Genomic DNA, 24,079 nt, shown 5'->3' on the forward strand with positions numbered 1-24,079 from the left:
AATGACTGCATTGGTCGGGGCTGTGTCCTGCGTCCTGTGCCTGACTGGTTGCTCGACATTGTCGACGTTGTCGGTCGATTCGATCCCGTTGCCGGGCCACAGCCGGTCGGACGGCTACGACATCGTCGCCGAGTTCGCCAACGTCCTCAACCTGCCGGATCGGGCCAAAGTCGTCATGGACGGTACGACGGTGGGTGAGGTCAGCAAGGTTGCCGAGGTCGGCACCCATGTCGACGTGACGGCCCGGATCGACCGAGGGGTCGCCGTGCCGGCCAACGTGACCGCGGTCCTGCAACAGGCCACCGTGCTCGGCGACATCTATCTGGCACTGGAACGCCCGACCGACGGCAGCCCGCCGGCCCCACCGTTGCCCGCTGATGCGCGAATCCCACTGGCACAGACGATTTCTCCACCGCAACTTGAGGACACCATCGCCAATTTGGCGAACTTCATCGGTAGCGGGTCGATCCAGCGGGCGCAGAACACCCTCGTCAAGTTGAACCGGATCACGCCGCCGAAAGAGGAGGTGCGCCGGGTGGTCTCACAGGTGACCACCGACCTCAACGAGCTGTCGGACAATCTGGACACGGTCGACATCCTCATCGACAGCCTGCAGCAGACCTCGACCGTGGTCTCGACGTGGGCACCCCAGATGAGCTTCTGGTTCACCCCGGAGGGGGTAAGTGGTTTCGAGCGATCGACAGTTGTCGCCCGTGAGGTCGGCAACCTACTGCCCTCGGTCGGCAGCATCTACAGCAAAGGCTTCTGGCTGGTCCCGACCTTTTCTTCTGGCGCGAACGCGCTGGGAGCGATCCGGGGCGCCAAGCAGGTGGTGGAGCACGAATATCCGTTGTGGCGGAAGTTCATCAACGAGTCCTACCTTTCCCAGGAGAAACACCCCGCGATCAACATCACCTCGATCGTCGGGCCCGACGGACGGGAGCTGTCCGGCAATGTCGAGCAGGTGCTGCGAATGCTAGGAGCTGTCCCGTGATCATCAGAGCCACAGCGGTAGTCGCCTCTTTTGTGGTGATGATCGCCGCCTTCCTTGCCTACGTTGCTGATTTGGGCATCCGGGTGGGACCACCAGACAACCGGACGAACCTCGCCATGGATGTCACCGATGTGAACAACCTCGTGGCCGGGTCCAATGTGCTGTGGCGTGGCGTCCCGGTCGGCAAGGTCGACCGGGTCGACACCTCGATTTCGAATGCCACCGTGCACTTCTACATCGACAACAAGTTCACCGTTCCCAGTGACAGTTTGGTCCGACTGGAGAACCTCTCGGCGCTCGGTGAGTCCTATCTGGAGCTTGAGCCTCTCAAGAGCGGAGGACCGGCGTTTGTCGATGGACAACACATCGCACCGGAATCGATCGTGGCGCCCAAGTCGATCACCGAGCTGGGCGCGACGCTAGCCCGGACCCTCGAGCAACTCGATCCCGGCCAACTGCAGAACGTCGTCAACCAGGCCGACGCCGCGTTGCCCGATCCGTACATAGTGCTGCCCAACCTGGAGCGTGCCGGAAAAGTGCTGCACAACACCACCGTCGGACTCAACGGTCAGGGCAAGAAGGCGTTGGAAAACCTCCAAAGCCTGCTGGAGAACGCGGGGTTCGTCGGCTCCATGCTCGCGCAACCTGCTCCGGCTCTCAAGGCCCTGGGGCCACAGATCTCCAAGATGTGGGATGCGGGCGTCGGCTTCGCCCTGCGCAACGACATGCCGGGGGATGTTTACGTTTTCGGAAAGTTCATGCAGCGTCTTCAGCAGTTCCTGGATGACAGGGGTTCGGACCTGCGGGTGCTGACGGAGCCCCTCACGCCCAATGTCCAGGCGATTGCCAGTGCGCTCAGCAATGTGGACAGCAGCCAGATTCTGACCAATCTCTTGGCGGCGACGCCCCCGGACGGTGCGATCGAACTGCACGTCACGCTCCCGCCGAACGCTCAACCCGCGCCGCCACCGGCTGACGCGCAGTCAGTCGATCAACCCGTGGCACCGGTCGAACCGCCAGCTCTGCCGGCCGGCGGGTGAGCGTTGCGGGGCCGAAGACAGTGAAACTACAACACGGAAGATGGTGAGGCTGTGAACATCACCGCAGTAAAGGACAAGACTCCGGATACCGACGAGACCGAGGTTGAGAAGGACGTTCCGGTTGGGGAGGAGAACGACGCGGAGGTTCGGGATGCCGACGTTGCGAGCAAGGACACGGGCCTGCGCAGTGAGCGCAGGATCTCCCTGTCGGTCCGCAGCCTGTCCCTCGGTCTGTTCATCACCGCACTGGTCGCGGCGTTGGGCGTGATGTCCTGGCTGTACATCGGCGCCAACGGCAAGGTCGACGCGCAGATTCAGCAGGCGAACGACAACGCACGTGCCGAGCAGATTGCGCTCGACTATGCGGTGAGAGCCGCGGTCATGGACTACAAAGATCTCGCGCCGTGGAAGCGCGCATTGGTCGACGGGACAACGCCCGAGCTGGGTAAGAAACTCACCGACGCGGCCAACGCGATGGAGCAGATCCTGCTTCCGTTGCAGTGGTCCTCCACCGCGAAACCCATTGCCGCCAAGGTGCGCTCACACGACAACGGTATCTACGTGGTCGATTCGTTCGTCAGCGTCATGACCAAGACTGTCCAGGCGCCCCAGGATCTGCAATCGACCGCCACCTACTCGGTGACGATCAATCCGGGCGACGGCTGGAAGATCAGCGACGTGGGCGGCATCGGTCAGGTCGTGGGCGACAAGTGACTTCTCGTCGGCGGTCGGCTGTTCTCGGAGTGGGCGTCGCGGTCGGCCTGAGCCTGGCTTCCGGTATTGCCGGAATCGGCCAAGCCCATGCCGGCGTCGACTCCTATATGAAGAAGCTCACCGATGCCGGTGTCAGTACTCCGCGTGGTGAGTACGAGCTCAAGGAATGGGGCTTCGAGGTCTGCGAACTGCGGAAGCGGGGCAAGCCACCACGGCAGTGGGTCGAGCAAGCCGTATTCCAAGATGCCCTACACCCGCCCTACGGGCTGTCGATAGATCAGGCCAACTTCATCGTGGACACCGCCGTCAGTGAGCTGTGCGACGACCGCGACGGGCCGCCGCCATGGGAGCCGCTTCCGTAGCCGAGAAGCTGATCCGCCGGTGAAGTGACCAAATGGCGGGCAGATCAGTCAGAATCCGCTGCGTTTGGCGGCTACTCGTACTGCGTCGGAGAACTGAGCATGGGAAGTGGGCGCGATGACGCGCCGCAGCGAAGTTCGTAGGAGCATCCATGCACAGCCATGTCGCCCGACTGCCGTTCGATCCGGAGCTGGAGGCAATTCTTGCCGCCGTCGGGGACCAGATCCCGAACGTCACATTGGAGACGATCGAGGAGTTACGTAGAGCGCCGGCACCCGGCGTCGTCACGGACGACGAGTTGGCAGCAGCCGGCCTGGTGCGGCGCGATGTCACGATCCAGGGATTCGAAGGCGTCGAACTCCTCACCTCGGTCATCTCCCGGAACGACAAGTCCGGCATGGGGCCAGGTATCTACCACACGCATGGCGGCGGCATGATCGTCGGAAACCGGATGGCCGGCATCAGTCAGATCATGCCGTGGATCGTCGCGCACGATGCCGTGGCAGTCACCGTGGAATATCGGATCGCGCCGGAGTTTCCCGATCCCTACCCGGTCGAAGACTGCTACGCCGGGCTCCTGTGGACCGCCGAGCATGCCGTTGAGCTAGGGATCGATCTCGACCGGCTGATCATCGCCGGGACGAGTGCGGGCGGTGGTCTCGCAGCCGGAAATGCACTGATGGCACGCGATCGCAGCGGGCCGCCGCTGGCCGGACAGGTGCTGATATGTCCGATGCTCGATGATCGTGACCAGACCGCTTCGAGCGCACAGTGGGACGCCGAAGGCATCTGGATCAGGTCCAGCAACGTGACCGGTTGGACCGCGCTGTTGGGCGATCGCCGTGGCACCGACGATGTTTCGATCTATGCCGCGCCCGCCCGCGCCACCGATCTGACAGGCCTGCCGCCGGCGTACATCGACTGTGGCTCGGCGGAGGTGTTCCGCGACGAGGACGTTGCCTACGCGACGAGCCTGTGGTCATGCGGTGTCCAGACCGAATTGCATGTGTGGCCAGGAGGATTTCACGGATTCGACCTCATCGCCCCGCACACCGCGCTGGCGCAGTCGGCGATCGCAACCAGGAATGCCTGGGTGGCAAAGGTTTTCGGGACTTAACTACCGAGCTGGTGGAGAGAGCGGGGCATGTCCGCTGCGCATACCGCCGGCGTGGAACCAACACAACGTCATAGAAAGGACGGCCAACAATGAAAGCTGCGCAGTGGTATGGCAAGGAAGATCTGCGTGTCGAGGATGTTGCAGAGCCCACCCCCGGGCCGGGACAGGTGAAGCTGCGTAATGCATATTCGGGTATCTGTGGCTCGGACCTGCACTACTACTTCTTCCCTGAATCCCTGCCGTTCGATCCCAACCAGCCGCATCCCCTTACCGGTGCTGCGTTGCCGCAGATTCTGGGTCACGAGTTCGCCGGCACCGTTGTCGAGGTGGGTGAGGGCGTCACAGGCGTGAAGGTCGGTGATCGTGCCGCGGTATATCCGCTGGCCGCCTACTGCGGTGAGTGTGCCGCATGCCGCCGGGGACTGCACTTCTCGTGTCGGCTGATGGGCTCGGTCGGCGCGAACGCACCCGGCGGTGGTCTGTCCGAATACACCACGGTCGCCGCGTCGGCGCTGCACCTGTTGCCCGACAACGTCGACCTGCGCCTGGGTGCGCTCGTCGAGCCGATGGCGGTCGGTTGGCATGCCGTCGCCCGCAGCGGCGTAGAGCCCGGCGGGTCGGCTCTCATCGCGGGAGCGGGTCCGATCGGGATCGGTGCCTGGTTCGCGTTCAAGGCGCGCGGTGTGGAGAAAGTTCTTGTCTCCGAGCCGAGTGCGGACCGCCGAGCGATCATCGCCGGGTTGGGTGCGACGGTCGTCGACCCGGTGAACGAGGACCTCGCCGCAGTGATCGCCGAGTTCACCGGCGGGGCCGGTGTGGATGCCGCGGTGGATGCCGCGGGTGCGGGCGCCGCGATCACGTCGGCATTGGCCGGTTTGGTAGCCGGTGGACGCATCGTGGTCGCCGCGCTCCACGAGCATCCGATGGACTTCCAGCCCACGATGCTCATGATGGGGGAGACCGAGATCGTGGGCGCGGTCGGCTACCAACCCGAGGAATTCGACGCCGTCATCGCTGCCATGGCCAACGGTGTGTATGACACCACGGGCTGGGTCGAGGAGCGGCCTCTGGCAGGCATCGTCGACGCGCTCCACACCCTACGCAGCGGCGCCGGCGCAAAGATTCTCATCAAGACGGACTGACACGCACGATCGGCCGGCCGTGGGTCAATTCAGCCGAGTGGTCTCGAAGACGACCCCGGCGGCCGGCAGTCGGGTGAGCAACGCGTCGCCCATCGCAGCGGCCGGAGTGAGCACCCCGCGTAGATCCGAGAGCTTGTCGCGGTCCAGCGCGAGGGCCAGTCCGCTCTCGCCGAGCAACACCGCGGTCGCGAGGTAACTCGGATCGCCCTTCTGGGCCATGACGGCTCGGTACCGGGCGCCGGTTGTGGTGGTCGTGTATGTCTCGATGCGGTAGCGGCCTTTGCCCAGGGCGTGTTCGCTGGGGCCGGTGCCCGGTTTGGGCATGACACGTTCCAACAATCTCGAGGGCAACTTGTCGGCGTGACGCATGCCGAGCCGCGATAGACCGGCGAGAGCGGCTGTGGAGGCTCCCGCTGCGACCGGGGCGAGCATCGAAGGTCCGCTGCTGACCTGCTCGGCGTAGCGGAACGTGCGGCCATATGCCCAGTCCAGAAGTGAGTTGCTCCGCCGTACGATGCGTGAGTTCTCCGCCGCCATGATGAACGCGCCGGTCCAGCTACCGTCCAACTCGGGCGCGATCTGCCTTCCGCGCCGTAACGGGGTATCAGATTGGTGCCCGAGGTCGGGCTCGGCGTCGCGATCGGTGCTCAGTGTGTAGGGGTCGAGCATTGCCCGCCGGATGTCGGGGTTACCCGACATGGTGCGGCGGGCTTCGAGGATCGAGGCGAGGGTGCCTCCGGATGCGCCACCGACGAACTCTCGCACCACCATGTTGGTTTCGGTGAGCGCACCCTGGCCGTCGGCATGCGCACGGTCATACAGGGCGTAGACGGTGAGATCAGAAGGCACCGAGTCGAATCCACACGAATGCACGATCCGCGCACCGGCGTCAGCGGCCTGCTCGTGGAACTGTTCGGTGCTGGCCAGGATGAAGGGAGTCTCACCGGTGAGATCGGCGTAGTCGGTACCGGCCTCCACACATGACGCTACCAACGGCAGGCCGTATTTCGTGTATGGCCCAACGGTGGTGATGACGACCTGGGTCCGCGCGGCCATCGCCGCCAGCGAGGTCGGCGACCCGGCGTCGGCCTCGATTATCGGCCATTCTTGAGCCGATCCACCGAGCCCGCCGCGCACCTCGCGCACCTTCTCGACGGTCCGGCCGGCGAGGGCGATCCTGGCCGACCCGGCCGCCTTGGCCAGGTAGCCGGCAGTGAGCTTGCCGACGAAGCCGGTGGCGCCGTACACGACGATGTCGAATTCCCGCTGTTGAGCCATAGGCCGAAACTACGCTGCCGCAGGCAGCGACGATGTGGCCAATTGGCGGCTCTGAAGGCTGAAAGACCCTCCGTTTGGCGGGTATTCGTGTCCGTGGCGTTGCTCGACGCCGCGCTGAACGCCCCAAATGGGCGGCATGTGACAACTCTCACTGTCAGATAAGGCCTTCATCGATAGATTCGCTAAGCAACCTCGGGTACCGTTTCGCCGGTATGCGGAACTCTGGTTCCTCATACGGTTGGGCTTACGTGCCGTTCAATGGCGAAGCTTTGTCGGACAGCCGATTTCGGTCGGCCTATCGGGCGACGCGGATTAGGAACCGAGGAGGCGCAACTGTGTTCGGGTTGCTCAAGAAAGCGTGGATACCGCTGACTTTGGTGGTGGTCGTCGCTCTGGGCGCGTACGCGATCGTTCGGATCCGGGAGTCCGGCCATCACGAACCGCGAGTCGCGGAAGGCTCCGGTATCACCGCGAATTTCAACCCGAAGCACATCACGTATGAGGTCACCGGTTCCGGTGGGACCGCGAATCTCAACTACCTCGATGAGAACGGTCAACCTCACCTCATCGAAAACACGCCACTGCCTTGGTCGTTCACGATCATCACCACCCTGCCCTCGATGTCGGCCAACATCATGGCCCAAGGGGAACGCGACGTGAGTGATCTGCGCTGCCGGGTGACCGTCGACGGCGAGGTCCGTGACGAGCGGACGAGCACCGACACTGTCAAACCGTTCATCTACTGCTTGGTGAAATCCGTATGAGCACTGTGAAGAGAAGCGAGCGAATGGGCAACGCACACGCGAAACCCCACCGGCCGTTCATCGGCCACATGGTCCGGATCCTCTCGCTGCCGATCATCATCTTCTGGGTGCTCGTGGTGGTCGCGCTGGGCGCACTCGTTCCCTCGCTCGGCGAAGTCGCAGCAACCCGCTCCGTGCCGCTGAGTCCCACGAATGCACCGTCGTACCAGTCGATGCTGAACATCGGCAAGGTGTTTCAGCAGTACGACTCCGACTCCTCGGCGATGGTGGTGCTGGAGGGCGACGAGAAGCTCGGCGACGAGGCCCACAAGTTCTACGACGAGATCATCGACAAGCTCGAAGCCGATCACGAGCATGTCCAGAACGTCCAGGACTTCTGGAGCGATCCGCTGACCGCGGCGGGCTCACAGAGCGTGGACGGCAAGTCCGCCTACGTGCAGATCTTCCTCAATGGGTCGCAGGGCACCAGCGCCAGCCACGAGTCGGTGGCCGCGGTACGCGACATCGTCGACTCGGTGCCCGCACCGCCGGGCATCAAGGCCCACGTGGCCGGCAACACCGTGCTCAACGCGGATTCCAGCATCGCCGGTCATCAGAGCATGAGGGTCATGGAGCTGGTGTCGGTCGGCGTCATCATCGTGATGCTGCTCGGCATCTACCGCTCCGTGGTGACGATGCTGGTGTCGATGGTCATCATCGGCCTGGAATTGTTTGCCGCACAATTCGTCACGGCGGCGGCCGGGTATGTGAACATCATCGGCCTGACCCCGTATGCGGTGAGCATGGTGACCATGCTGTCGTTGGCCGCGGGGACGGACTACGTGATCTTCCTGCTCGGGCGCTATCACGAGGAGAGATCGAGGGGCCTGGACAGAGAAGACGCGTTCTACGTTGCCTATCACGGTGTTTCCCATGTGATCCTGGGATCCGGACTGACCATCGCCGGCGCCTGCATGTGTTTGACCATGACCACGCTGCCGTATTTCCAGACCATGGGTCTGCCCTGTGCGATCGCGATCTTGGTGATCATCGCCGCAGCCCTGACGCTGGCGCCCGCCGTGCTCACGGTCGCGTCCAAGTTCGGTCTGCTCGACCCGAAGCGGGAGCTGTCGGCCAGAGGGTGGCGCAAGGTCGGCACTGCGGTGGTGCGCTGGCCGATCCCGATCATCTTCGTCACCAGCCTGGTCGCCGTCATCGGTTTTATCAGCCTGACGACGTATGTGCCGCAGTACAACGACCAGAAGTTCACGCCGGCGGACATGCCGGCCAACCTCGCCATGGGTGTGGCCGACCGGCACTTCTCCCAGGCCCGGATGAACCCGGAACTGTTGATGCTCGAGGCCGACCATGACCTACGCAACCCGGCGGACATGCTGGTGATCGATCGGGTCGCCAAAGGGGTGGTCCACATGCGCGGTATCGAACGGGTGCAGACCATCACGCGTCCGTTGGGCTCACCGATCGAGCACAGCTCGATCCCGTACATGCTCGGCGCACAGAACGCCGGCACGCTGCAGAGCGCGAAGTTCAACAACGACAACTCGGCGCAGATGCTCGAGCAGGCCGATGAGATGGGCCGCACCGTGGCCAGCATGGAACGGATGTACAGCATCATGTCCGAGCTGACGGCGACGACCCACAGCATGGTCGGCAATACCCACGACATGCTCGATGCGATCAAGGAGATGCGCGACAACCTCGCCGACTTCGACGATTTCTTCCGGCCGCTGCGCAACTACCTCTATTGGGAGCCGCACTGCTACGACATTCCGGTGTGTCAGTCGCTGCGGTCGATCTTCGACACCCTGGACGGTATCGACACACTCACCGACCAGACGCAGAAACTCGTCGTCGACATGGACCGGATGGACCAGTTGATGCCGCAGATGCTGCCGGTGCTGCGGACCACCATCGACTCGATGTCGCGGATGCGCGATTTCATGATCGCCACGCACAGCACCATGGCCGGAATCCAGGCGCAACAACAGGAACAAGCCAAGGGCGCCACCGAGATCGGTCTGTACTTCGATCAGGCCAAGAACGACGACTTCTTCTATCTGCCGCCGGATGTGTTCGAGAACCCCGACTTCAAGCGGGGCCTGAAGATGTTCGTCTCACCGGACGGCCATGCGGTCCGTTTCATCATCACGCACCAGGGCGATCCGGCCTCGGTCGAGGGCATCGAGCACGTCCGCGACATGAAAGACGTTGTAGCCGATGCGGTCAAGGGCACCCCGCTGTCCAACGCCAAGGTGTCGCTGGCCGGTACCGCCTCGATGTACGCCGACATGCAGGATGGCGTCAAGACGGATCTGATGATCGCGATCATCGCGTCGATGATCCTGATCTTCGCGATCATGTTGATCATCACCCGAAGTGTGGTGGCAGCGTTGGTGATCGTCGGGACGGTGGCCGCGTCGCTGGGCATCGCGTGTGGTTTGTCGGTGCTGCTGTGGCAGGACGTGCTCGGGCTGGGCGTGCAGTGGATCGTGATCCCGCTGTCCATGGTGATCCTGCTGGCAGTCGGGTCGGACTACAACCTGCTGGTGGTCTCGCGGCTGCGCGAGGAGATCCACGCCGGGCTCAACACCGGCATGATCCGCGGCATGGGAGCGACCGGACGGGTCGTCACCGCAGCAGGTCTGGTGTTCGCGTTCACCATGTTGACCATGGTCGTGAGTGACCTGCGGGTGGTCGGCCAGCTGGGCACCACGATCGGTATCGGTTTGATCGTCGACACGTTGATCGTGCGGGCGTTCATGACTCCGTCGATCGCCGCGGCGCTGGGGCGCTGGTTCTGGTGGCCGCTCAACACCATTGAGATCACCCGGCGTGGCCGCTTACAGCGGGAGCGAAAGCAGATCGACGACGACACGGCCCCCCTCGCTCAAGTCGCGACAACACCGGCGTCGCCGCGGCCGGACGGTTCACCGGAGGCCGGAGATCATGGCCGAATCTGAGTCGAAACTGCGCCAACGTACGGACGGGCGCCTGGACCGTTCACGCGATCCAGCGATTCTCGACGCAACATTGGCCATTCTTGCCGAACGTGGGTACGACGCCACCAACATGAACGACATCTGTGCACGCGCGGGGGTGGGAAAAGCCGCGATCTATCGACGGTGGTCGTCCAAGACGGCTCTGATCGCCGATGCACTCGTGTATTGGCGGCCTGATCTGCTCAACGAGGAAGCGCCGCACACAGGCAGCCTTTCCGGCGACCTCGAAGTCATCATCGATCGTGCGGCACACAACGACACGGACATGATCTCCAACGACTTGATTCTGCGCGTCGCATTAGAAGCGGTGCACGACCCGGCACTGGCCTCGGCGTTGGACGAATTGATCCTGTTCCGTGGCCGTCGCGTGGTATCGGCCATCTTGAGCCAGGCGGCTGCTCGTGGCGAAATTGCCGGTGACCGTGACTGGTCGCTCGTCGCAGACGTGCTCACCGGAATGGGACTGATGCGTGCCATCACTGGTCAGAGCGTGGACGCGGAGTACGTCAGGGAGGTCATCGAAACTCTCATACTGCCGGCCCTGTGCCCCACGGATGTCTGATGCCACGACCACGGCCATAGGCGCCTCGAGGGCTCAACCGGACGAGGTGGCCGAGCGCTTGCAGCGAGTACTACTTCGACTCTGGGCCGGCCAACGACAATGTGAGGCGAACGAGGGGAGCGGCGCAGTGACCGCGCTGCAGTTGGGCTACCTGTCGGCCCTCAGCGCACTGGGTCCGACGCGAGCCTCGCATCTCGCAGAAGCACTCGGAGTCACTCCCGCAGCGACCAGCGTGGCGGTACAACGCCTTACTCGAGCAGGCCTGGTCGTCCGCTCATCGCGTGCTTCCGATCAAAGGGAAGTCCATATTGCGATCACACAACACGGACGTGAAGAATATGAGCTGTCGATATCCAAGCGCGAGAACACAACCCGCGTCGCACTCAGTCAGTTGAGCATGCAGGATTGCGAAGCACTGAGACGGGCCTTGCCTATCCTGCGAGACATTTTTTCTTCAACCCACGTCCAACCGTCAACCGATGCGAGGCGACCAACTCCTCGCTCACCGACAAATGGCCGCCGCGGCCGGAACCTTTGAGTCTGGCCGTTCGGCCGCCATCGTGATCCGCCAAAGTGTCAGGGTGCTGCTGATACGGGCGTATCCGCCGCTGCTGAGCAGAGGATAGCCAAGCTGGCGTTCCAACCAAGAGATGCGCTGGCGCATGGTGGAGTGGTGCAGATTCTGCGAGCGGGCCGTCTCGCGGATACTGCTGTGATTGAGCAAAGCCTCAAGAGTCGGTATGACCCAAGGCCTTTCGGTTTGGAGCTCGCGTACGTGGCGGACGTCGGGCGACCGCGCTGCGGTCTCCGCATCGATGTTCTCCACGATGGTGGCGGTGCTGCCGAGTTCGTCGTAGCGCACATGAGTGGGCCTGCCAGTCGTCACATCGACGGCGACGCGCAGGGCGGTGACGGCGTACTGCCATTCCCGGTGGACCTCGATGCCCGCGCAGGTATGTATTCCGGCCGCGAGATCGAGAGGGATCGTCTTGTCTGCCAATGATGCCGGGAGGAGGTGGATCTGATGCTCGTCGACAACCAGCCCTCGGGGCATGCGCTGCGCATCGGCCAGGTGGCTGGCCACCACCGTGATGGTCGGGCCCAGGCCAAGTTGGCGTAGTGCGTTGTCGCGGTCGGTGGAGGAGGCGTCGGGATCACAGGCGATACGCGTTGCGGCCACGACGGGGTTTGTGTCGCGGGTTTTCTTGACCGCGTGCAAGCTGCGGGCGAACCGTTCCAGCACCAGGTGGTCCAACGGACATGCCGGATCCTCTCGATCCATCCAGACCGTGATCTCCTCGAACCGCTCGATCTGACGTGAGGCCGTTACGGCGCCGAACTCGGTCATGGTCCGCCCGGCTGCATCGACAGCTGCGCGCAGACCGCGTTCCGGATCATCCAGTCCCACCGGACAATCGGCCAGCAAAGCGGTTGCGCGGAGCATCGCCAGCGCCGAACACCGCTGGTCCACCAGGGTGTCGAAATGCTCGATCACCCGGAGCGCCTCCGCCGCTCCACCGTCGATCGTGTTCAGCTTGACGATCCACTCCCTCACGACTGGGCTCCTCGATCTTCGCGCGCAGTGGTCGAACTCGTGCCGTCGGCTGCGGGGAACAACCCAGCCACGGCAGCGACGATTGCCGCTCGGCGTGCCGATGGGTCCGGGTTACGGACCTGTTTCCCGGCGAGCTGGACGAGGTCAAGTTGCCAGGCCCAGGCCAAGGCGATCTGGGTGACGATGACCATGACATCGATCGGATCCCAGGCCGGATCCAGATGCCCGGCTGCCTGTGCCTGCCGCACCTGCCCAACACCGCGGTACACGGTCTGCCGAACGGCTTCCTGAAACGGGTCCTCGGGCACTTCGGCGCCGGCGACGTCCAACCGGCCCCACTGCATCAGCCGCAGGTGGTCGGGGCGGGCAGTGAAGTAGTCGTGCACCCGCCCCGCATAACCAGGTAGGTCGGTCGCATCCAGGCGGGTCGCGTCGGTCATCGCGGCCAGTTCATGCTCCGCGACGCACCGGTACAGCTCTTGTTTGCTCCGGAAGTAGGCGTACAACCGTTCCTTGCTCGACTTGGCCCTGCGGGCGATTCGGTCGATGCGGGCTCCCGCCACCCCGTACTGGGCAAACTCGTCTGCCGCGGCGGCCAGGATCCGGTCGCGGGTGGTGTCTGTCTCGGGCGAGGACGTCACCTCATGAACTGTACCAAACCGAACTGTTTGGTTCGACATGGGGGATTGTCAATTTGTCTCACCCTGCCCAGTTGCATGCGCCCGCAAAGCTACGGGCCCGCCGCGTACTCGCGGCAGGCCCGTAGTGCAAACCCTGAAGACGTTGTTGGATCAGTGATTCGAGTTGGCGGCGTGTGCGGCGGCCCGGTCGTCGATTCGGGCCACGGGTGGCGGCTGTTTCTCACTCAGTCGATAAACGCCTGGGATGTCGCCGAAATCCGGGCCGAGCACCTTGGCGAGGGTCTCGCTGTACACGGCGTCCATGAACATCCGCTCGCCGAGAATCTTGTCGCCTTCGAAATCCATCACGACGTTGTAGCAGCCGGTGGTCCGGACCCCTTCATCGGTGTCGAAGTACACCCAGGCCTCGCGAATGAGGCTGCTGTCCGAAACTGCGTGGGTGCGTTTGTCTGCCCAGAAGTTCCGCACTTCTCCGCCGCGAAGCATCCGGTCATATAGCTCTCTGACGGCATCTCGGCCCTCGATGTACCAGTTGAGCGACGGTAACTCGTAGACGGGGTTCTCGACGAGCGTATCCATGGTCGCGTCGAGGTCGAGATTGAACTCGGCCTCCTCATGGAGCCTGAGCAGCTCTTCCATCTGCTCCAGGGTGAGTGTTGTGGCCATCTACATTGTTCCTCTCTGCTGAGCATCCAGTCTGACATGTCTGTATGTCAGATGTGGCCGAAATGTTGAAATTTGTGGCGCCGAGCTTTTTGGGCACGCTGCGCGGTGCATGCCGGTGGCCTACAGCTGCACGATCGTGCGGCCCTTGACGCCGCCGCCGAGGATGCTCGCGGTCACCGCGGGGATTTCGTCGAGGCCGATCTCGTGAGAGATGCTCTCGGCCAAGTTTTTCGGCTTGAGGTCCGCTCCCAAACGCTTCCACACCGCGCCTCGGACATCGGCTGGGCACTGCACCGAATCGATCCCCAGCAGGTTCACGCCACGCAAGATGAACGGCAACACTGTGGTGCCGATTGCGAAGCCGCCGGTGAGCCCGCAGGTCGCGACGGAGCCGCCGTACCGGGTGGTGCGCAGCAGATAGGCGGTGGTGTCCGCACCCACTGGGTCGACGGCGCCGGCCCACAGCTCGGCCTCCAGGGGGTTGTCGCTCTGGCCGGAGACATCTTCGCGGCTGAGAATCTTGGTGGCGCCCAGATCCTGGAGGTAGTCGTGCTCGCTTGCCTTGCCCGTGCTGGCGGCGACCTCATAGCCGAGGCCGGCAAGCATGTTCACGGCAACGCTGCCGACGCCGCCGGTGGCGCCGGTGACGAGGACTGGACCATCGCCCGGCTTCAGGCCGTTGTCCTCCAGGCGCTGGATCGACAGGCCCGCGGTGAAGCCCGCGGTGCCGAGCGCCATGGCCTCCTTGAGTGTGAGGCCGGCCGGCAAGGGCTCGACCCAGTCGCCCGACAGGCGGGCGTATTCGGCATAGCCGCCGAATTGTGAAATTCCCAGTGCGCGGCCGATGGCGAGGACTTCCTGGCCGGCGGTGAAGCGGGGGTCACTCGACTCGACGACCGTGCCGGCCAGATCGATGCCCGGCACCATCGGGTAGGTGCCCACCACGGGGCTCTCGGGCAGGCAGGCCAGGCCGTCCTTGTAGTTGACGCTCGAGTACTGCACGCGCACGGTGACATCGCCGGCGGGCAGGTCATCGAGCGTCAGCTGCTGTACGCCGGCGCTGAAGCCGTCGTCTCCCTTGTTCAGGACGAAAGCGTTGAAAGAATCGGACATGACACCTTCCTTGATCGGACGTCCGGTGACGAGACCGCGGGCATCGTGCCTGCGGCGCAACCGGTCTGGGGGATGTTGTTGTTTCATTCATGCGGTTGAACCAGATCGGTCACCGACCTGAGGCGATCGATCTGGCAGCACTGCACATCGCTATTGCTGTCATGGGAGCACCGCTGTATAGATTGATCTAGTCGAGACATTAGCCGCAAGTCTCTGGAGTCGTCAACAACTCTGAGCGCATCCCGATCGGTGGATCCGAGGGAGGTGCGAGGGTGCGGGACGATCGGTGCGGGCCCATTGACGGGGATGCGAAAGTGTGACTAGGGTCTCGGGCTAGATCAATCTATCTACTCCATGCGGCGTCCGAGAAGTCGTTCCGTCGTCAGGCGGGCGACACACCGGCGATAGATCTGATCGCAGCCCAGACCGATCAAAGGAGAGTTGGCCCGCCATGGAAGAACTGACCAAGAAGGAAATGGAAGCGATCCTGCTCGCGCACGAAATCGCCGAGCTGGAAGAGGATATCGATGCGACGATGGCCACCCTGGCGCCCAACCCGCATTACGAGCTTGCCACTCTGGGGCTGGCCTTCGAGGGGGAGGCCGCGGTGCGCGAGGCGTACTCCCGCATCCTGCCCGGGAACCGGAGCCGAAATGTCGCTGCCGAGATGCGTGTGCACGCCACGGCCGCGAACACGCTGATCCGGGAAGCGCATGTGTCGTTCACGACGTCTGGTGGCGAGCGGGTCACTGGTCAGTATCTGGTGGTGATGTCGTTCGATCCGGTGGCCAAGCTGATTTCCGGTGAGCGGATGTACATGGATCCCAACTTCGCGGCGATGATGACCGAAAACCTCGGTGCCGACTTCGAGAGTCTGCCCGGCGTCTCGAAGTTGAGCGACCATGCCCCGATGATCGACAAGCATGATGCGTACGCGGTCGCCGAGCGTCGAGGACTCACGATCCGATAAGGGTGACCGCCCGACGGGCACATCAGATGTATCGGAGGTCGAAGGATTGGGAGAATCCGTGGGCAGTATTCAACTTCGGGCTACGTTTCCGAGTATTGCGAGCGAGCAGCTGGAGGCGTTCAAAGCGCTTGCGCAGCAGGCAGTTGTCGCGGTGCGTGGTGAATCCGGAGCCCTGCAGTACGACTGGTTTCTCAACGAGAGCCAGACGACGTGTGTGGTCCTGGAGAAATACCAGGATTCCGCGGCCGTACTTGCCCATCTGGCGAATGCCGGCGCCGTGATCGGTCAACTGGCAGCGCTCGGTGGCGGACTCGATATCGAGGTCTTCGGCGACGTCTCGCCGGAGCTGCAACAGGCACTGGCCGCCGCGAAGCCGGCAGTCTTTGCCAGTTTCATCGGTTTGTAGTCGAGAAATCCAATGTGCCCGATTGCTTGTCGAGCAATCGGGCACATTGGTTTTGAAGAGGGTATTGAGACAAGCAGTGCATCCGGTCGGCAGCTTGTCCTACCCGGCTACGGTGTGCGGAGAACCGCCACGACGTTCTCATGCAGCGTTCGGGAGTCGTAGTAGTCGCGCCACCGTACGATGCGCCCGTCTCGGTCTAGATCGAACACCCCGGTGACCTCGGCGTTGAACGTCTTGTCCCGGAGTCGAATGACGTCGACGCGTTCAACCATCACAGTGTCCTCATGCACGACTAGATGCCTGACTTCGACCGTAGGGCCGGGAATCAGCCGTCCTATGGTTTCCAGTCGGGCCTTGATGGCATCGGCGCCGATGCACGGCTCGTTGTGGCCATCCACCCAGACTGCATCGTCGGCGAGGAAAGTCGCGAGTTCGTCTGCGTGCCAACGCTCCCATGCGATCATGAATCTGCGCACCACCGACTCTGTGGATTCATTCACCGTCATCGCTTTCGTCATTGCGCGGTCCCCTTTCGGATCCGTGGATATCAGAATTCAAGAACCAGCCGGCCGCGAACACCGCCGGCTTCGAGCAACTTGTGGGCCTCTGCCGCCTGTGCGGCGGGGAAGGTCTTCGCGACGCGGAGGGTCAACTGGCCCTTCTCAACCTGTCGGCGAAGCTGGTCGAGCTTTTCGGATTCGCGGGCGTATTTGGGGACATACACGGGGTAAAACGTGATTCCCCGCTGATCTTCGCCTTGGTAGCCGCGAACGGTGGCGACGCCGCCGCCGTCACGAACCGCCGGCACGACTGCTTCATCCAGCAACGCGCAGTCGACAACCCCGTCGGCTCCACCGGGCACGATTTCTCGCACCTGGCGGCCGAAATCCTGTCCGCGTCGAACGACATGGTCGGCGCCCAGGTCGCGCACAAGTCTCTTGTCGGCTTCGGAAGCATCAGCGATGACGGTGAGGCTGTCGGCTTTGGCCAGCTGGATGGTGTAGCCGCCGAGCGTTCCGGCAGCTCCGGTCACCGCGAGGGTGTCTCCTGGCTTCAGCCGTAGTTCGTCGAGCGCCAAGCGCGCGGTGAGACCGTTCATCGGCAGTGTCGCAGCCTCCGACAACGTCGTGCCGGCGGGGATCGGCGCAACCGACTGCACGGGGACGATGATCTGTTCGGAGTAGGCGCCGAACGAGCCCTGGGGGATCACGATCGCCATCACTTCGTCACCGACTTTCAGGTCGGTGTCGGTGCCCGCTCCGATCTGCTCGATCACTCCTGCGGCATCCATGCCGAACACGTACGGCGGTAAGGGTGGTTGCGCTGGTCCTCGCGTACTGCGCATCGCGATATCCGCGGGATTGACTGCTGCGGAACGGACCTGGATGCGGATCCAGCCTTCCTCGGCGTCGGGGGGTTCTGGGAGCTCCACGACGTCGAGTGCCTCGGGCCCTCCGAATTCCACAACTCCAACGGCCTTCATCCATACTCCTTCGATTCGTGTGGGCGGTCAGCAGCGCAACCCCTGCCTGCTCGGCGGGCCGGCGGCCCGCCGAGCGAGATGCGGTTGTCGACTTCAGTCGTTGACGTCGAAAGGCCCGCAGGAAGAACAGGTTCACCAACGTGGTGCGATGTCACGCCGTGTGGAGACTCTGCATCAGGGAACGATGCCTCCACTGGCCACGACGAGTTGTCCGGTGATCCAACGTGAGTCCGGTGATGCCAACAGAGAAACCGCGTCGGCGATGTCCTCCGGCTCTCCGATGCGGCCCAGCGGCGTGCGGGCGATCAAGGCATCGTCCTGCTCTTTGGAGTTCGTCCCGATCAGATCCGTCTTGGTGAATCCCACCCCGATCAAGTTGACGGTGATGTTCCGCGGCCCGAGTTCGGCGGCGAGCGACCTGGTTGCCCCTTCCAGCCCGGCCTTGGTTCCGGAGTAGACGGTGCTCCAGGGGACCGGATGAACTGTGACGCACGAGCTGATGTTGATGATGCGACCGCCTTCGGGCAGCAGCGGCGCAGCGGCCTGCATGGCTGCAATCGGTCCGATGATGTTGACCGCGAACTGCTTGTAGGTGAACTCCTCGGTCAGGTCCTCGATGGGCTCTCGGCCCACCTCCTGTACCGCGTTGTTGACCAGGATGTCGAGACGGCCGAACTCCGCTGCCGCTTTCTGAACGAGCATCTGCGCCTGCGACCAGTCGCCCATGTCGGCCTGGATCGCGATCGCCTTGCCGCCCGCCTGCTCGATCCGCTTGACGACGTGGTCGGCTTTGTCCTTCGACGCAACGTAATTCACGACGACCGACGCGCCGTCGGCCGCCAAGCGTGCTGCGATTGCCGCGCCGATACCGCGCGACGATCCCGTAACGATCGCGACCTTGCCTTCTAGATTTCCCATCGGACCTCTTCTCCTCGCGTTGACGGACTGCTTGCGTGGAACAGCTTTCGGGTTCGGAATGTGATCCCGAATACTAAATAGATTGCTCTATCAAGCTAGCCATGGTCGCGAGGACGTGTCAACAACTAGTGGTGGGCTGGAGCCCGACCGCCTTCGGCAAGCTCGGTCCGTGCGGCTGCGGCCAGCTCGCGCGGTCTGGTGGCCAGCACGTCAAGCGATACCGAGGGCCTGCCCATCACTCCAGACACGTAGCGCTCGTAGACCCCCTCGGCGATACAGGCAAGCCGCCATAGCGCGAAGCTCGTGTAGTACGGCAGATCGGAGCTGTCACGACCGGTCAACTGCTGATACCGAGATGCCAGCTCGGACACCGACGGGAAACTCGCGGCGCGCCGGGGAACCCAACCGTCGTCCTCGGCGAGGCTCCACCAGGCGGTTAACCAGCCCAGGTCGGCCAACGGGTCACCGACGGTCCACAGTTCCCAGTCGAGGACGGCTTCGATGGTGCCTGACGGGGCGACCAGGATGTTTCCGAGACGAAAGTCGCCGTGGGTCAGTGTGATCCACCGCTGTGGTGGTTCGGCCCGACAAAGCAATCCGTGAACGTCGAGAATTTCTGGTGTGCGCGGGGAGCCGCCACCGGTGATGCGGCGCATCCAGAAGTCCAATTGCCTACTGACGTATGAGCGGGTGCGTGCCACCGGTGGCTGTTCGACCACCCCGGGATCGACGCGGTGCAGATCCGCCAGGGTGGCGACGATGTCGCTTCCGAGTCGGTGCCGCGCCGAATGTGAAAGCTGTGAAGCGCTTTTCGCACTGTCGATCACCGTGCCGTCGACGTGGTCCATGACATAGAACGCGGCGCCGGTCACCTGTGGGTCGGCACAGAACGCAGTCGTCGGCGGAACCGGGACGGCGCTGGCTTGTAGGGCGGTGAGGATGCGCCATTCGCGTTCCATGCTGTGGGCGCCGGGAGCCAGTGGCCCGGCTGGAGGGCGGCGCAGAACCCAGGATCGGCCTTATGCGTCGACGACCCGGTAGGTCAGATTCGAGCGTCCGCCGGCGAGCAGAGAGAAAGACAAGGGGAGCGACACGTCCGGTACGGCAGTTGCGAACCATCGCTCGACTGCCTCGTGATCGATTCCGATGACCTCGTCAGAACTGGCGCGCAAACGGGTCACGTCCTCTCCAATTCGACTCGGGCGATGGACCGAAGGTGCACCTCGTCGGGACCGTCGGCGATGCGCATGGTGCGCGCCGCGGCCCACAGGGATGCCAGTGGCGTGTCTGAGCTGACACCGGCCCCACCGAATATCTGTATGGCGTCGTCGAGAATCCGGCATACCCCTCGAGGGACGGCCACCTTGATCGCAGCGATTTCGGTGCGCGCTTCGCGGGCGCCGTGCCGGTCGATGAGCCACGCGGTTTTCAGCACCAGCAGCCGCAGCTGTTCGACGGTGATACGCGCGTCGGCAATCCATTCGCCGATCACCCCTTGCTTGGCCAGTGGCCGGCCGAACGTGACGCGCTCCGCGGCTCTTTCCTTCATCAGCGCGATGCCGCGTTCGGCCATCCCGATGGCCCGCATGCAATGGTGAACGCGTCCGGGACCGAGCCGCGCTTGGGCCATGGCGAACCCCGCCCCGGCGGCGCCGATCAGATTTGCGCGCGGGACCCGCACGTCGACGAAGGTGACCTCGCCGTGGCCGTTCTGGTCGGTGTAGCCGAAATAGCTAAGGTCGCGCACCACCGAAACCCCAGGGGCGTCGGCGGGCACGATTACGAAGGAATGCCGGCCGGCCCGGTCGGCTTGGGCATCGCTGATGCCCATCACGATGTAGAACGCCGTGCGCGGGTCGAGCGCACCGGTGGTCCACCACTTGCGTCCGTTGACCACGATCTCGTCGTCTTCGATCCGCAACGTGGTGCCGATGTTTCCCGCATCGCTACTCGCCACGTCGGGCTCGGTCATCGCGAAGGCGCTGCGAATCTCACCTCTCAGCAAGGGTTTCAGCCACCGCTCGCGTTGGTCGTCGGTGGCGAAGAGGTCGAGTAGTTCCATGTTGCCGGTGTCGGGTGCCGAGCAGTTCATCGCCTCCGGAGCGAGCTGTGGGTACCAACCGGTGCGCTCGGCCAACGGCGCATAGTCGAGGACGCTCAAGCCGTGAGCCGGCTCGGTTGACTGTGGCAGGAACAGATTCCAGAGTCCGCGAGCCTGTGCCTGCGCCTTGAGCTCCTCGATGACCCCGGGTACCTCGTGCGGCGTACCCGCTGCGACAAGGTCGCGTCGTTGCTGCTCATAGCGCGACTCTGCGGGAGCCACGCAGCCGTCGATGAAGGCGTCGACGCGTTCGAGGTACTCCTGTGCGCGTGCGCTTGGCTCGAAGTCCATGCTCCATCCCTCTCGACGCGGTTGTCAGCGGAACTTTTCGGTGAGGGCGCGGCTGATCACCAGTCGCTGAATCTGGTTGGTGCCCTCGAAGATCTGGGTGATCTTCGCCTCGCGCATATACCGTTCGACGCGGTAGTCGCGGGTGTAGCCGGCACCGCCGAGCACCTGGACGGCGTCCGTGGTGACCTTCATCGCGGCGTCGGTGCAGACGAGTTTGGCGACGGAGGCGAGTCGGGAGTAGGGCAGGCCGGCATCGCGTCGACGCGCCGCGTCCAGGTATGTGGCGCGCGCGGAGTCGACGGCGGCTGCCATATCGGCCAGCAGGAAGCCCAGGCCCTGATGGTCGATGATCCGACGGCCGAAGGCAGTTCGCTCGTTCGCGTAGCGCACTGCCTCGTCGAGTGCGGCTTGTGCGATACCGACCGCAACGGCGGCGATTCCGAGCCTGCCGCTGTCGAGTGCGCTGAAGGCGATGTGCAGGCCGGTCCCTTCGACGCCGATGCGTCGTTCGGCGGGGATGAACGCATTGTCGTAGAACGCCGATGCGGTGGGCACCGCGTGTAGACCCATCTTGTCCTCGGGGCTGCCGAACGACAGACCCTCCGTGTCTTTCGGCACCAGGAAACAGCTGATGCCTTTCGACCCTGTTCCGGTGCGGGCGAACAGCGTGTAGAAATCGGCGACCCCGCCGTGGGTGATCCAGGCTTTCGTCCCGTCGATCCGGTATCCACCGTCGACTGCGGTGGCCTTACAGGCCAGGGCGGCGGCGTCCGAACCGGCTTGCGGCTCCGACAGGCTGTAGGCGCCGATCGTGCTGCCGTCCAGCATGTGTGGAAGCCAGGTGTCCCGTTGTTGATCGGTACCGAACTCGACGAGTGCGTGACACGACAGATTGTGCACGCTCAAGGCGCAAGCGACCGCGGCCCAGCGCGCCGCAATCTCTTCGACGACCTGCAGGTACACCTCGTAGGGCTGGCCTCCGCCGCCCCACTGGGTGGGTTGGGGCAGAGTCAGCAGGCCCGCCTCGCCCAGCGTGCCGAACACACCTTCGGGATAGGCGCGGTCCTTCTCGGCCTGATCGACGACGGGATCCAAGATCTTGTCGGCAATCGTGCGGGTCAGGTCAATGAGGTCGCGAGCATCGTCGCTCGGCAACATGCGATCAACGGGCATGATTCTCCGTCTTCGAACTGCTAGGAGTACTGAAGGATCGTTTACAGTACTGTTCGTGAGTACGCTAACACCGGTCGGCAGTACTATCCAAGGGGTGCCGAGCCAACGTCAGCCTCAGTTCGCCACCAAGCGTCGCGTCGGTTTGTTCGACGAGCTGGTCGCCCTCTTTCTTCGCGAGGGCTTTGCCGACCTCACCTTGGATGAGATCGCGTCGCGACTGCGGTGTTCGAAGTCGACGCTGTATGCGCTGGCGGCCAGCAAGGAACAACTGGTGCACTCCGCTGTGGTGCACTTCTTCAAGCGGGCGACCGATGCGATCGAGGAACGCGTCGAACCGGTCAGCGGTGCGCGGCAGCGCATTACCACATATCTACTGGCCGTCGGAGACGGACTGGAAGCCGCGTCTGATCGCTTCATGGCTGACCTCGATGCGTTCGCACCTGCGCGGGCGGTATACGAACGCAACACCCAAATTGCGGCCAAGCGGGTGCAGGATCTGATCGCCGAAGGTGTGGCCAACGGCGAATTCCGGGACGTGCACGCGGCGTTCGCCGGCGAGCTGGCCGCCGCGATGATGGTGCGCATACAGCGGGGCAGCGTGCGTGACAGCACGGGGCTGGATGATGCGGCGGCGTACCGCGAACTTGCCTCGATCCTCACCCGAGGCATCGACGCCTGACGGTGCCGTTCGTGCATCGCGGTAAGGCTGGCCGAGAAGACCATGAAAGGGCGCATCAGTGCCGTACCGAAGCAGGTTCGTTCCCAAGAAAATGCCTCTGAACAATGTGACGCTCAGCGTGATCGACGAGGGTGTGGGTCCAGCGGTGCTCCTGCTACACGGCTTTCCAGACCGCGCCGCGATGTGGTCATACCAGATCGAACATCTGGTCAGGGACGGCTATCGGGTCATCGCCCCCGACTTGCGGGGCTTTGGTGACAGCGACCGTCCCGAGGGGGTCGAAAACTACGGTAGCGCTGCGATCATCGCTGACATTCTCGAACTGCTGTCCGCGCTGGACACGGGGAGTGTTCACCTGGTCGGACACGATTGGGGAGCGTCGATCGCCTGGGCCATTGCCGCCAAGTTTCCGCAGTGGGTCGACACATTGACCGTCTTGTCGGTAGGCCACCCGCGAGCGTTTTTTCTCGCCGGCGACAGGCAACGCGCACTGGCGTGGTACATCCTGTTGGTCCTGCACGTCGGTGTCGCAGAGAAGATGCTGCCGCAACGCGATTGGGAGTGGTATCGATCTTGGGCGTTCGATGGAGCCGCCCGGGAGTCAAACGATCAACTCGACCAGCAGCTGGCGGATCTCGAGCGGCCGGGTGCGTTGGTCGCGGCATTGAACTGGTACCGCGCGAATTTCCGGGCAGAGACGTTTCTCGATCTCGATCCCTATCCACATTTGGGGAGCGTCACATGTCCGGTGCTGGCCATGTGGTCCGACGCCGACATGACGCTCACCGAAGCGCAGATGACCGGTTCGCAGGACTTCGCCGACGGCCGATGGGAATACCGTCGCATCACCGGGGTAGGGCATTGGCTTCCACGCGATGCGGCCGAGGAAGTCAATTCCCTGCTGAGTGAGTTCTATGCGTCGCAACGTGCGATCGACGCGGGAACGCCTACCTGACCGTTCGACACGACGCGCTCCGGAACGTTCGAAGGCTGTGGTGTGGGGGGCCGCGGGGGGGGGGGGCCGCCCCCCCCCCCCCCCCGCGGCGGCCGCACCCCCGGGGCCCCCCCCCCCCGCGAAGGGGGGGTATTTAGTAGGGGTGGCCGGCCGGGCGT

The 24,079-nt window shown here is 63.7% G+C and carries 25 protein-coding genes; 14 read left to right on the top strand and 11 right to left on the bottom strand.

Annotated features, from left to right (window positions below; genetic code table 11):
- The first annotated feature begins 1 nt into the window (after nt 1).
- From A5740_RS11610 to A5740_RS11635, 6 genes are all read left to right on the top strand, one after another.
- Nucleotides 2-994 carry an MlaD family protein gene (locus A5740_RS11610; RefSeq protein WP_076194180.1) on the top strand — a complete coding sequence of 331 codons (993 nt, stop codon included), beginning with the start codon at nt 2-4 and terminating at the stop codon, nt 992-994.
- Entirely contained in the window at nt 991-2,034 is a 1,044-nt protein-coding gene (locus tag A5740_RS11615; protein ID WP_076194182.1) for an MlaD family protein, read from the top strand. Before A5740_RS11610 ends, A5740_RS11615 begins: the two co-directional genes overlap by 4 nt.
- A 51-nt stretch (nt 2,035-2,085) precedes the next feature.
- Nucleotides 2,086-2,748: a hypothetical protein gene (locus A5740_RS11620; RefSeq protein WP_076194183.1), complete on the top strand. Its 663-nt coding sequence runs from the start codon at nt 2,086-2,088 to the stop codon at nt 2,746-2,748.
- Nucleotides 2,745-3,110: a DUF732 domain-containing protein gene (locus A5740_RS28730; protein WP_175616224.1), complete on the top strand. Its 366-nt coding sequence runs from the start codon at nt 2,745-2,747 to the stop codon at nt 3,108-3,110. The genes A5740_RS11620 and A5740_RS28730 overlap by 4 nt, the downstream gene beginning before the upstream one ends.
- 149 nt (nt 3,111-3,259) lie before the next feature.
- A complete protein-coding gene (locus A5740_RS11630; RefSeq protein WP_076194186.1) occupies nt 3,260-4,225 on the top strand; it encodes an alpha/beta hydrolase in 966 nt (321 codons plus the stop codon).
- An 89-nt stretch (nt 4,226-4,314) separates the two neighbouring features.
- Complete coding sequence (locus A5740_RS11635) at nt 4,315-5,367, top strand: alcohol dehydrogenase catalytic domain-containing protein (RefSeq protein ID WP_076194188.1); 1,053 nt, start codon at nt 4,315-4,317, stop codon at nt 5,365-5,367.
- 24 nt (nt 5,368-5,391) lie between these two features.
- On the opposite strand, the gene A5740_RS11640 is transcribed toward A5740_RS11635, so the two are convergent.
- Nucleotides 5,392-6,645, bottom strand: a complete 1,254-nt coding sequence (locus A5740_RS11640; protein ID WP_076194189.1) for a trans-acting enoyl reductase family protein — start codon at nt 6,643-6,645, stop codon at nt 5,392-5,394.
- A 344-nt stretch (nt 6,646-6,989) separates the two neighbouring features.
- Between A5740_RS11640 and A5740_RS11645 the strand changes: the two genes are divergently transcribed.
- Genes A5740_RS11645 through A5740_RS29390 form a run of 4 tightly spaced genes read left to right on the top strand, consistent with a single transcriptional unit; the run spans nt 6,990 to nt 11,508 of the window.
- Nucleotides 6,990-7,409: an MmpS family transport accessory protein gene (locus tag A5740_RS11645; protein WP_371454748.1), complete on the top strand. Its 420-nt coding sequence runs from the start codon at nt 6,990-6,992 to the stop codon at nt 7,407-7,409.
- 23 nt (nt 7,410-7,432) lie between these two features.
- Nucleotides 7,433-10,369, top strand: a complete 2,937-nt coding sequence (locus A5740_RS11650; RefSeq protein ID WP_076194193.1) for an RND family transporter — start codon at nt 7,433-7,435, stop codon at nt 10,367-10,369.
- Complete coding sequence (locus A5740_RS11655) at nt 10,356-10,970, top strand: TetR/AcrR family transcriptional regulator (RefSeq protein WP_076194194.1); 615 nt, start codon at nt 10,356-10,358, stop codon at nt 10,968-10,970. The genes A5740_RS11650 and A5740_RS11655 overlap by 14 nt, the downstream gene beginning before the upstream one ends.
- Nucleotides 10,963-11,508: a MarR family winged helix-turn-helix transcriptional regulator gene (locus tag A5740_RS29390; protein ID WP_076194196.1), complete on the top strand. Its 546-nt coding sequence runs from the start codon at nt 10,963-10,965 to the stop codon at nt 11,506-11,508. The genes A5740_RS11655 and A5740_RS29390 overlap by 8 nt, the downstream gene beginning before the upstream one ends.
- Here the strand turns inward: A5740_RS29390 and A5740_RS11665 are convergent.
- The 4 genes from A5740_RS11665 to A5740_RS11680 form a co-directional block, all read right to left on the bottom strand.
- Nucleotides 11,473-12,525: a helix-turn-helix domain-containing protein gene (locus A5740_RS11665; RefSeq protein WP_076194198.1), complete on the bottom strand. Its 1,053-nt coding sequence runs from the start codon at nt 12,523-12,525 to the stop codon at nt 11,473-11,475. The genes A5740_RS29390 and A5740_RS11665 overlap by 36 nt on opposite strands.
- Nucleotides 12,522-13,166, bottom strand: coding sequence for a TetR family transcriptional regulator (locus A5740_RS11670; RefSeq protein ID WP_083654061.1), 645 nt, complete (start codon nt 13,164-13,166; stop codon nt 12,522-12,524). Before A5740_RS11670 ends, A5740_RS11665 begins: the two co-directional genes overlap by 4 nt.
- 150 nt (nt 13,167-13,316) lie before the next feature.
- Nucleotides 13,317-13,832, bottom strand: a complete 516-nt coding sequence (locus A5740_RS11675) for a hypothetical protein (RefSeq protein ID WP_076194201.1) — start codon at nt 13,830-13,832, stop codon at nt 13,317-13,319.
- A 120-nt stretch (nt 13,833-13,952) separates the two neighbouring features.
- Nucleotides 13,953-14,945, bottom strand: a complete 993-nt coding sequence (locus tag A5740_RS11680; RefSeq protein WP_076194226.1) for an acryloyl-CoA reductase — start codon at nt 14,943-14,945, stop codon at nt 13,953-13,955.
- 451 nt (nt 14,946-15,396) lie between these two features.
- On the opposite strand from A5740_RS11680, the gene A5740_RS11685 reads away from it, so the two are divergent.
- Nucleotides 15,397-15,915: a hypothetical protein gene (locus A5740_RS11685; RefSeq protein WP_076194203.1), complete on the top strand. Its 519-nt coding sequence runs from the start codon at nt 15,397-15,399 to the stop codon at nt 15,913-15,915.
- A gap of 58 nt (nt 15,916-15,973) precedes the next feature.
- Complete coding sequence (locus A5740_RS11690) at nt 15,974-16,321, top strand: putative quinol monooxygenase (protein WP_076194204.1); 348 nt, start codon at nt 15,974-15,976, stop codon at nt 16,319-16,321.
- 107 nt (nt 16,322-16,428) lie between these two features.
- Here the strand turns inward: A5740_RS11690 and A5740_RS11695 are convergent, their stop codons facing one another.
- The 6 genes from A5740_RS11695 to A5740_RS11720 all read right to left on the bottom strand — a co-directional run bounded on the left by A5740_RS11695 (nt 16,429) and on the right by A5740_RS11720 (nt 22,287).
- Nucleotides 16,429-16,839, bottom strand: a complete 411-nt coding sequence (locus tag A5740_RS11695) for a nuclear transport factor 2 family protein (RefSeq protein WP_083654065.1) — start codon at nt 16,837-16,839, stop codon at nt 16,429-16,431.
- 29 nt (nt 16,840-16,868) lie between these two features.
- Complete coding sequence (locus A5740_RS11700) at nt 16,869-17,804, bottom strand: NADP-dependent oxidoreductase (protein ID WP_076194206.1); 936 nt, start codon at nt 17,802-17,804, stop codon at nt 16,869-16,871.
- A gap of 174 nt (nt 17,805-17,978) precedes the next feature.
- Nucleotides 17,979-18,722 carry a glucose 1-dehydrogenase gene (locus A5740_RS11705; RefSeq protein ID WP_076194208.1) on the bottom strand — a complete coding sequence of 248 codons (744 nt, stop codon included), beginning with the start codon at nt 18,720-18,722 and terminating at the stop codon, nt 17,979-17,981.
- A gap of 125 nt (nt 18,723-18,847) precedes the next feature.
- Nucleotides 18,848-19,726, bottom strand: a complete 879-nt coding sequence (locus A5740_RS11710; protein ID WP_256386368.1) for a phosphotransferase family protein — start codon at nt 19,724-19,726, stop codon at nt 18,848-18,850.
- Between the two features lie 173 nt (nt 19,727-19,899).
- Nucleotides 19,900-21,114: an acyl-CoA dehydrogenase family protein gene (locus tag A5740_RS11715; protein ID WP_076194210.1), complete on the bottom strand. Its 1,215-nt coding sequence runs from the start codon at nt 21,112-21,114 to the stop codon at nt 19,900-19,902.
- Between the two features lie 24 nt (nt 21,115-21,138).
- On the bottom strand, nt 21,139-22,287 hold the full coding sequence (locus A5740_RS11720) for an acyl-CoA dehydrogenase family protein (protein ID WP_076194212.1): 1,149 nt from the start codon (nt 22,285-22,287) through the stop codon (nt 21,139-21,141).
- 94 nt (nt 22,288-22,381) lie between these two features.
- On the opposite strand from A5740_RS11720, the gene A5740_RS11725 reads away from it, so the two are divergent.
- Both A5740_RS11725 and A5740_RS11730 read left to right on the top strand, forming a co-directional pair.
- Nucleotides 22,382-22,966, top strand: a complete 585-nt coding sequence (locus A5740_RS11725) for a TetR/AcrR family transcriptional regulator (protein ID WP_076194214.1) — start codon at nt 22,382-22,384, stop codon at nt 22,964-22,966.
- 91 nt (nt 22,967-23,057) lie between these two features.
- Nucleotides 23,058-23,921: an alpha/beta fold hydrolase gene (locus tag A5740_RS11730; protein WP_076194216.1), complete on the top strand. Its 864-nt coding sequence runs from the start codon at nt 23,058-23,060 to the stop codon at nt 23,919-23,921.
- The last annotated feature ends 158 nt before the right edge of the window (nt 23,922-24,079 follow it).

Source organism: Mycobacterium sp. GA-1841, from assembly GCF_001954135.1.
Taxonomy (GTDB): domain Bacteria; phylum Actinomycetota; class Actinomycetes; order Mycobacteriales; family Mycobacteriaceae; genus Mycobacterium.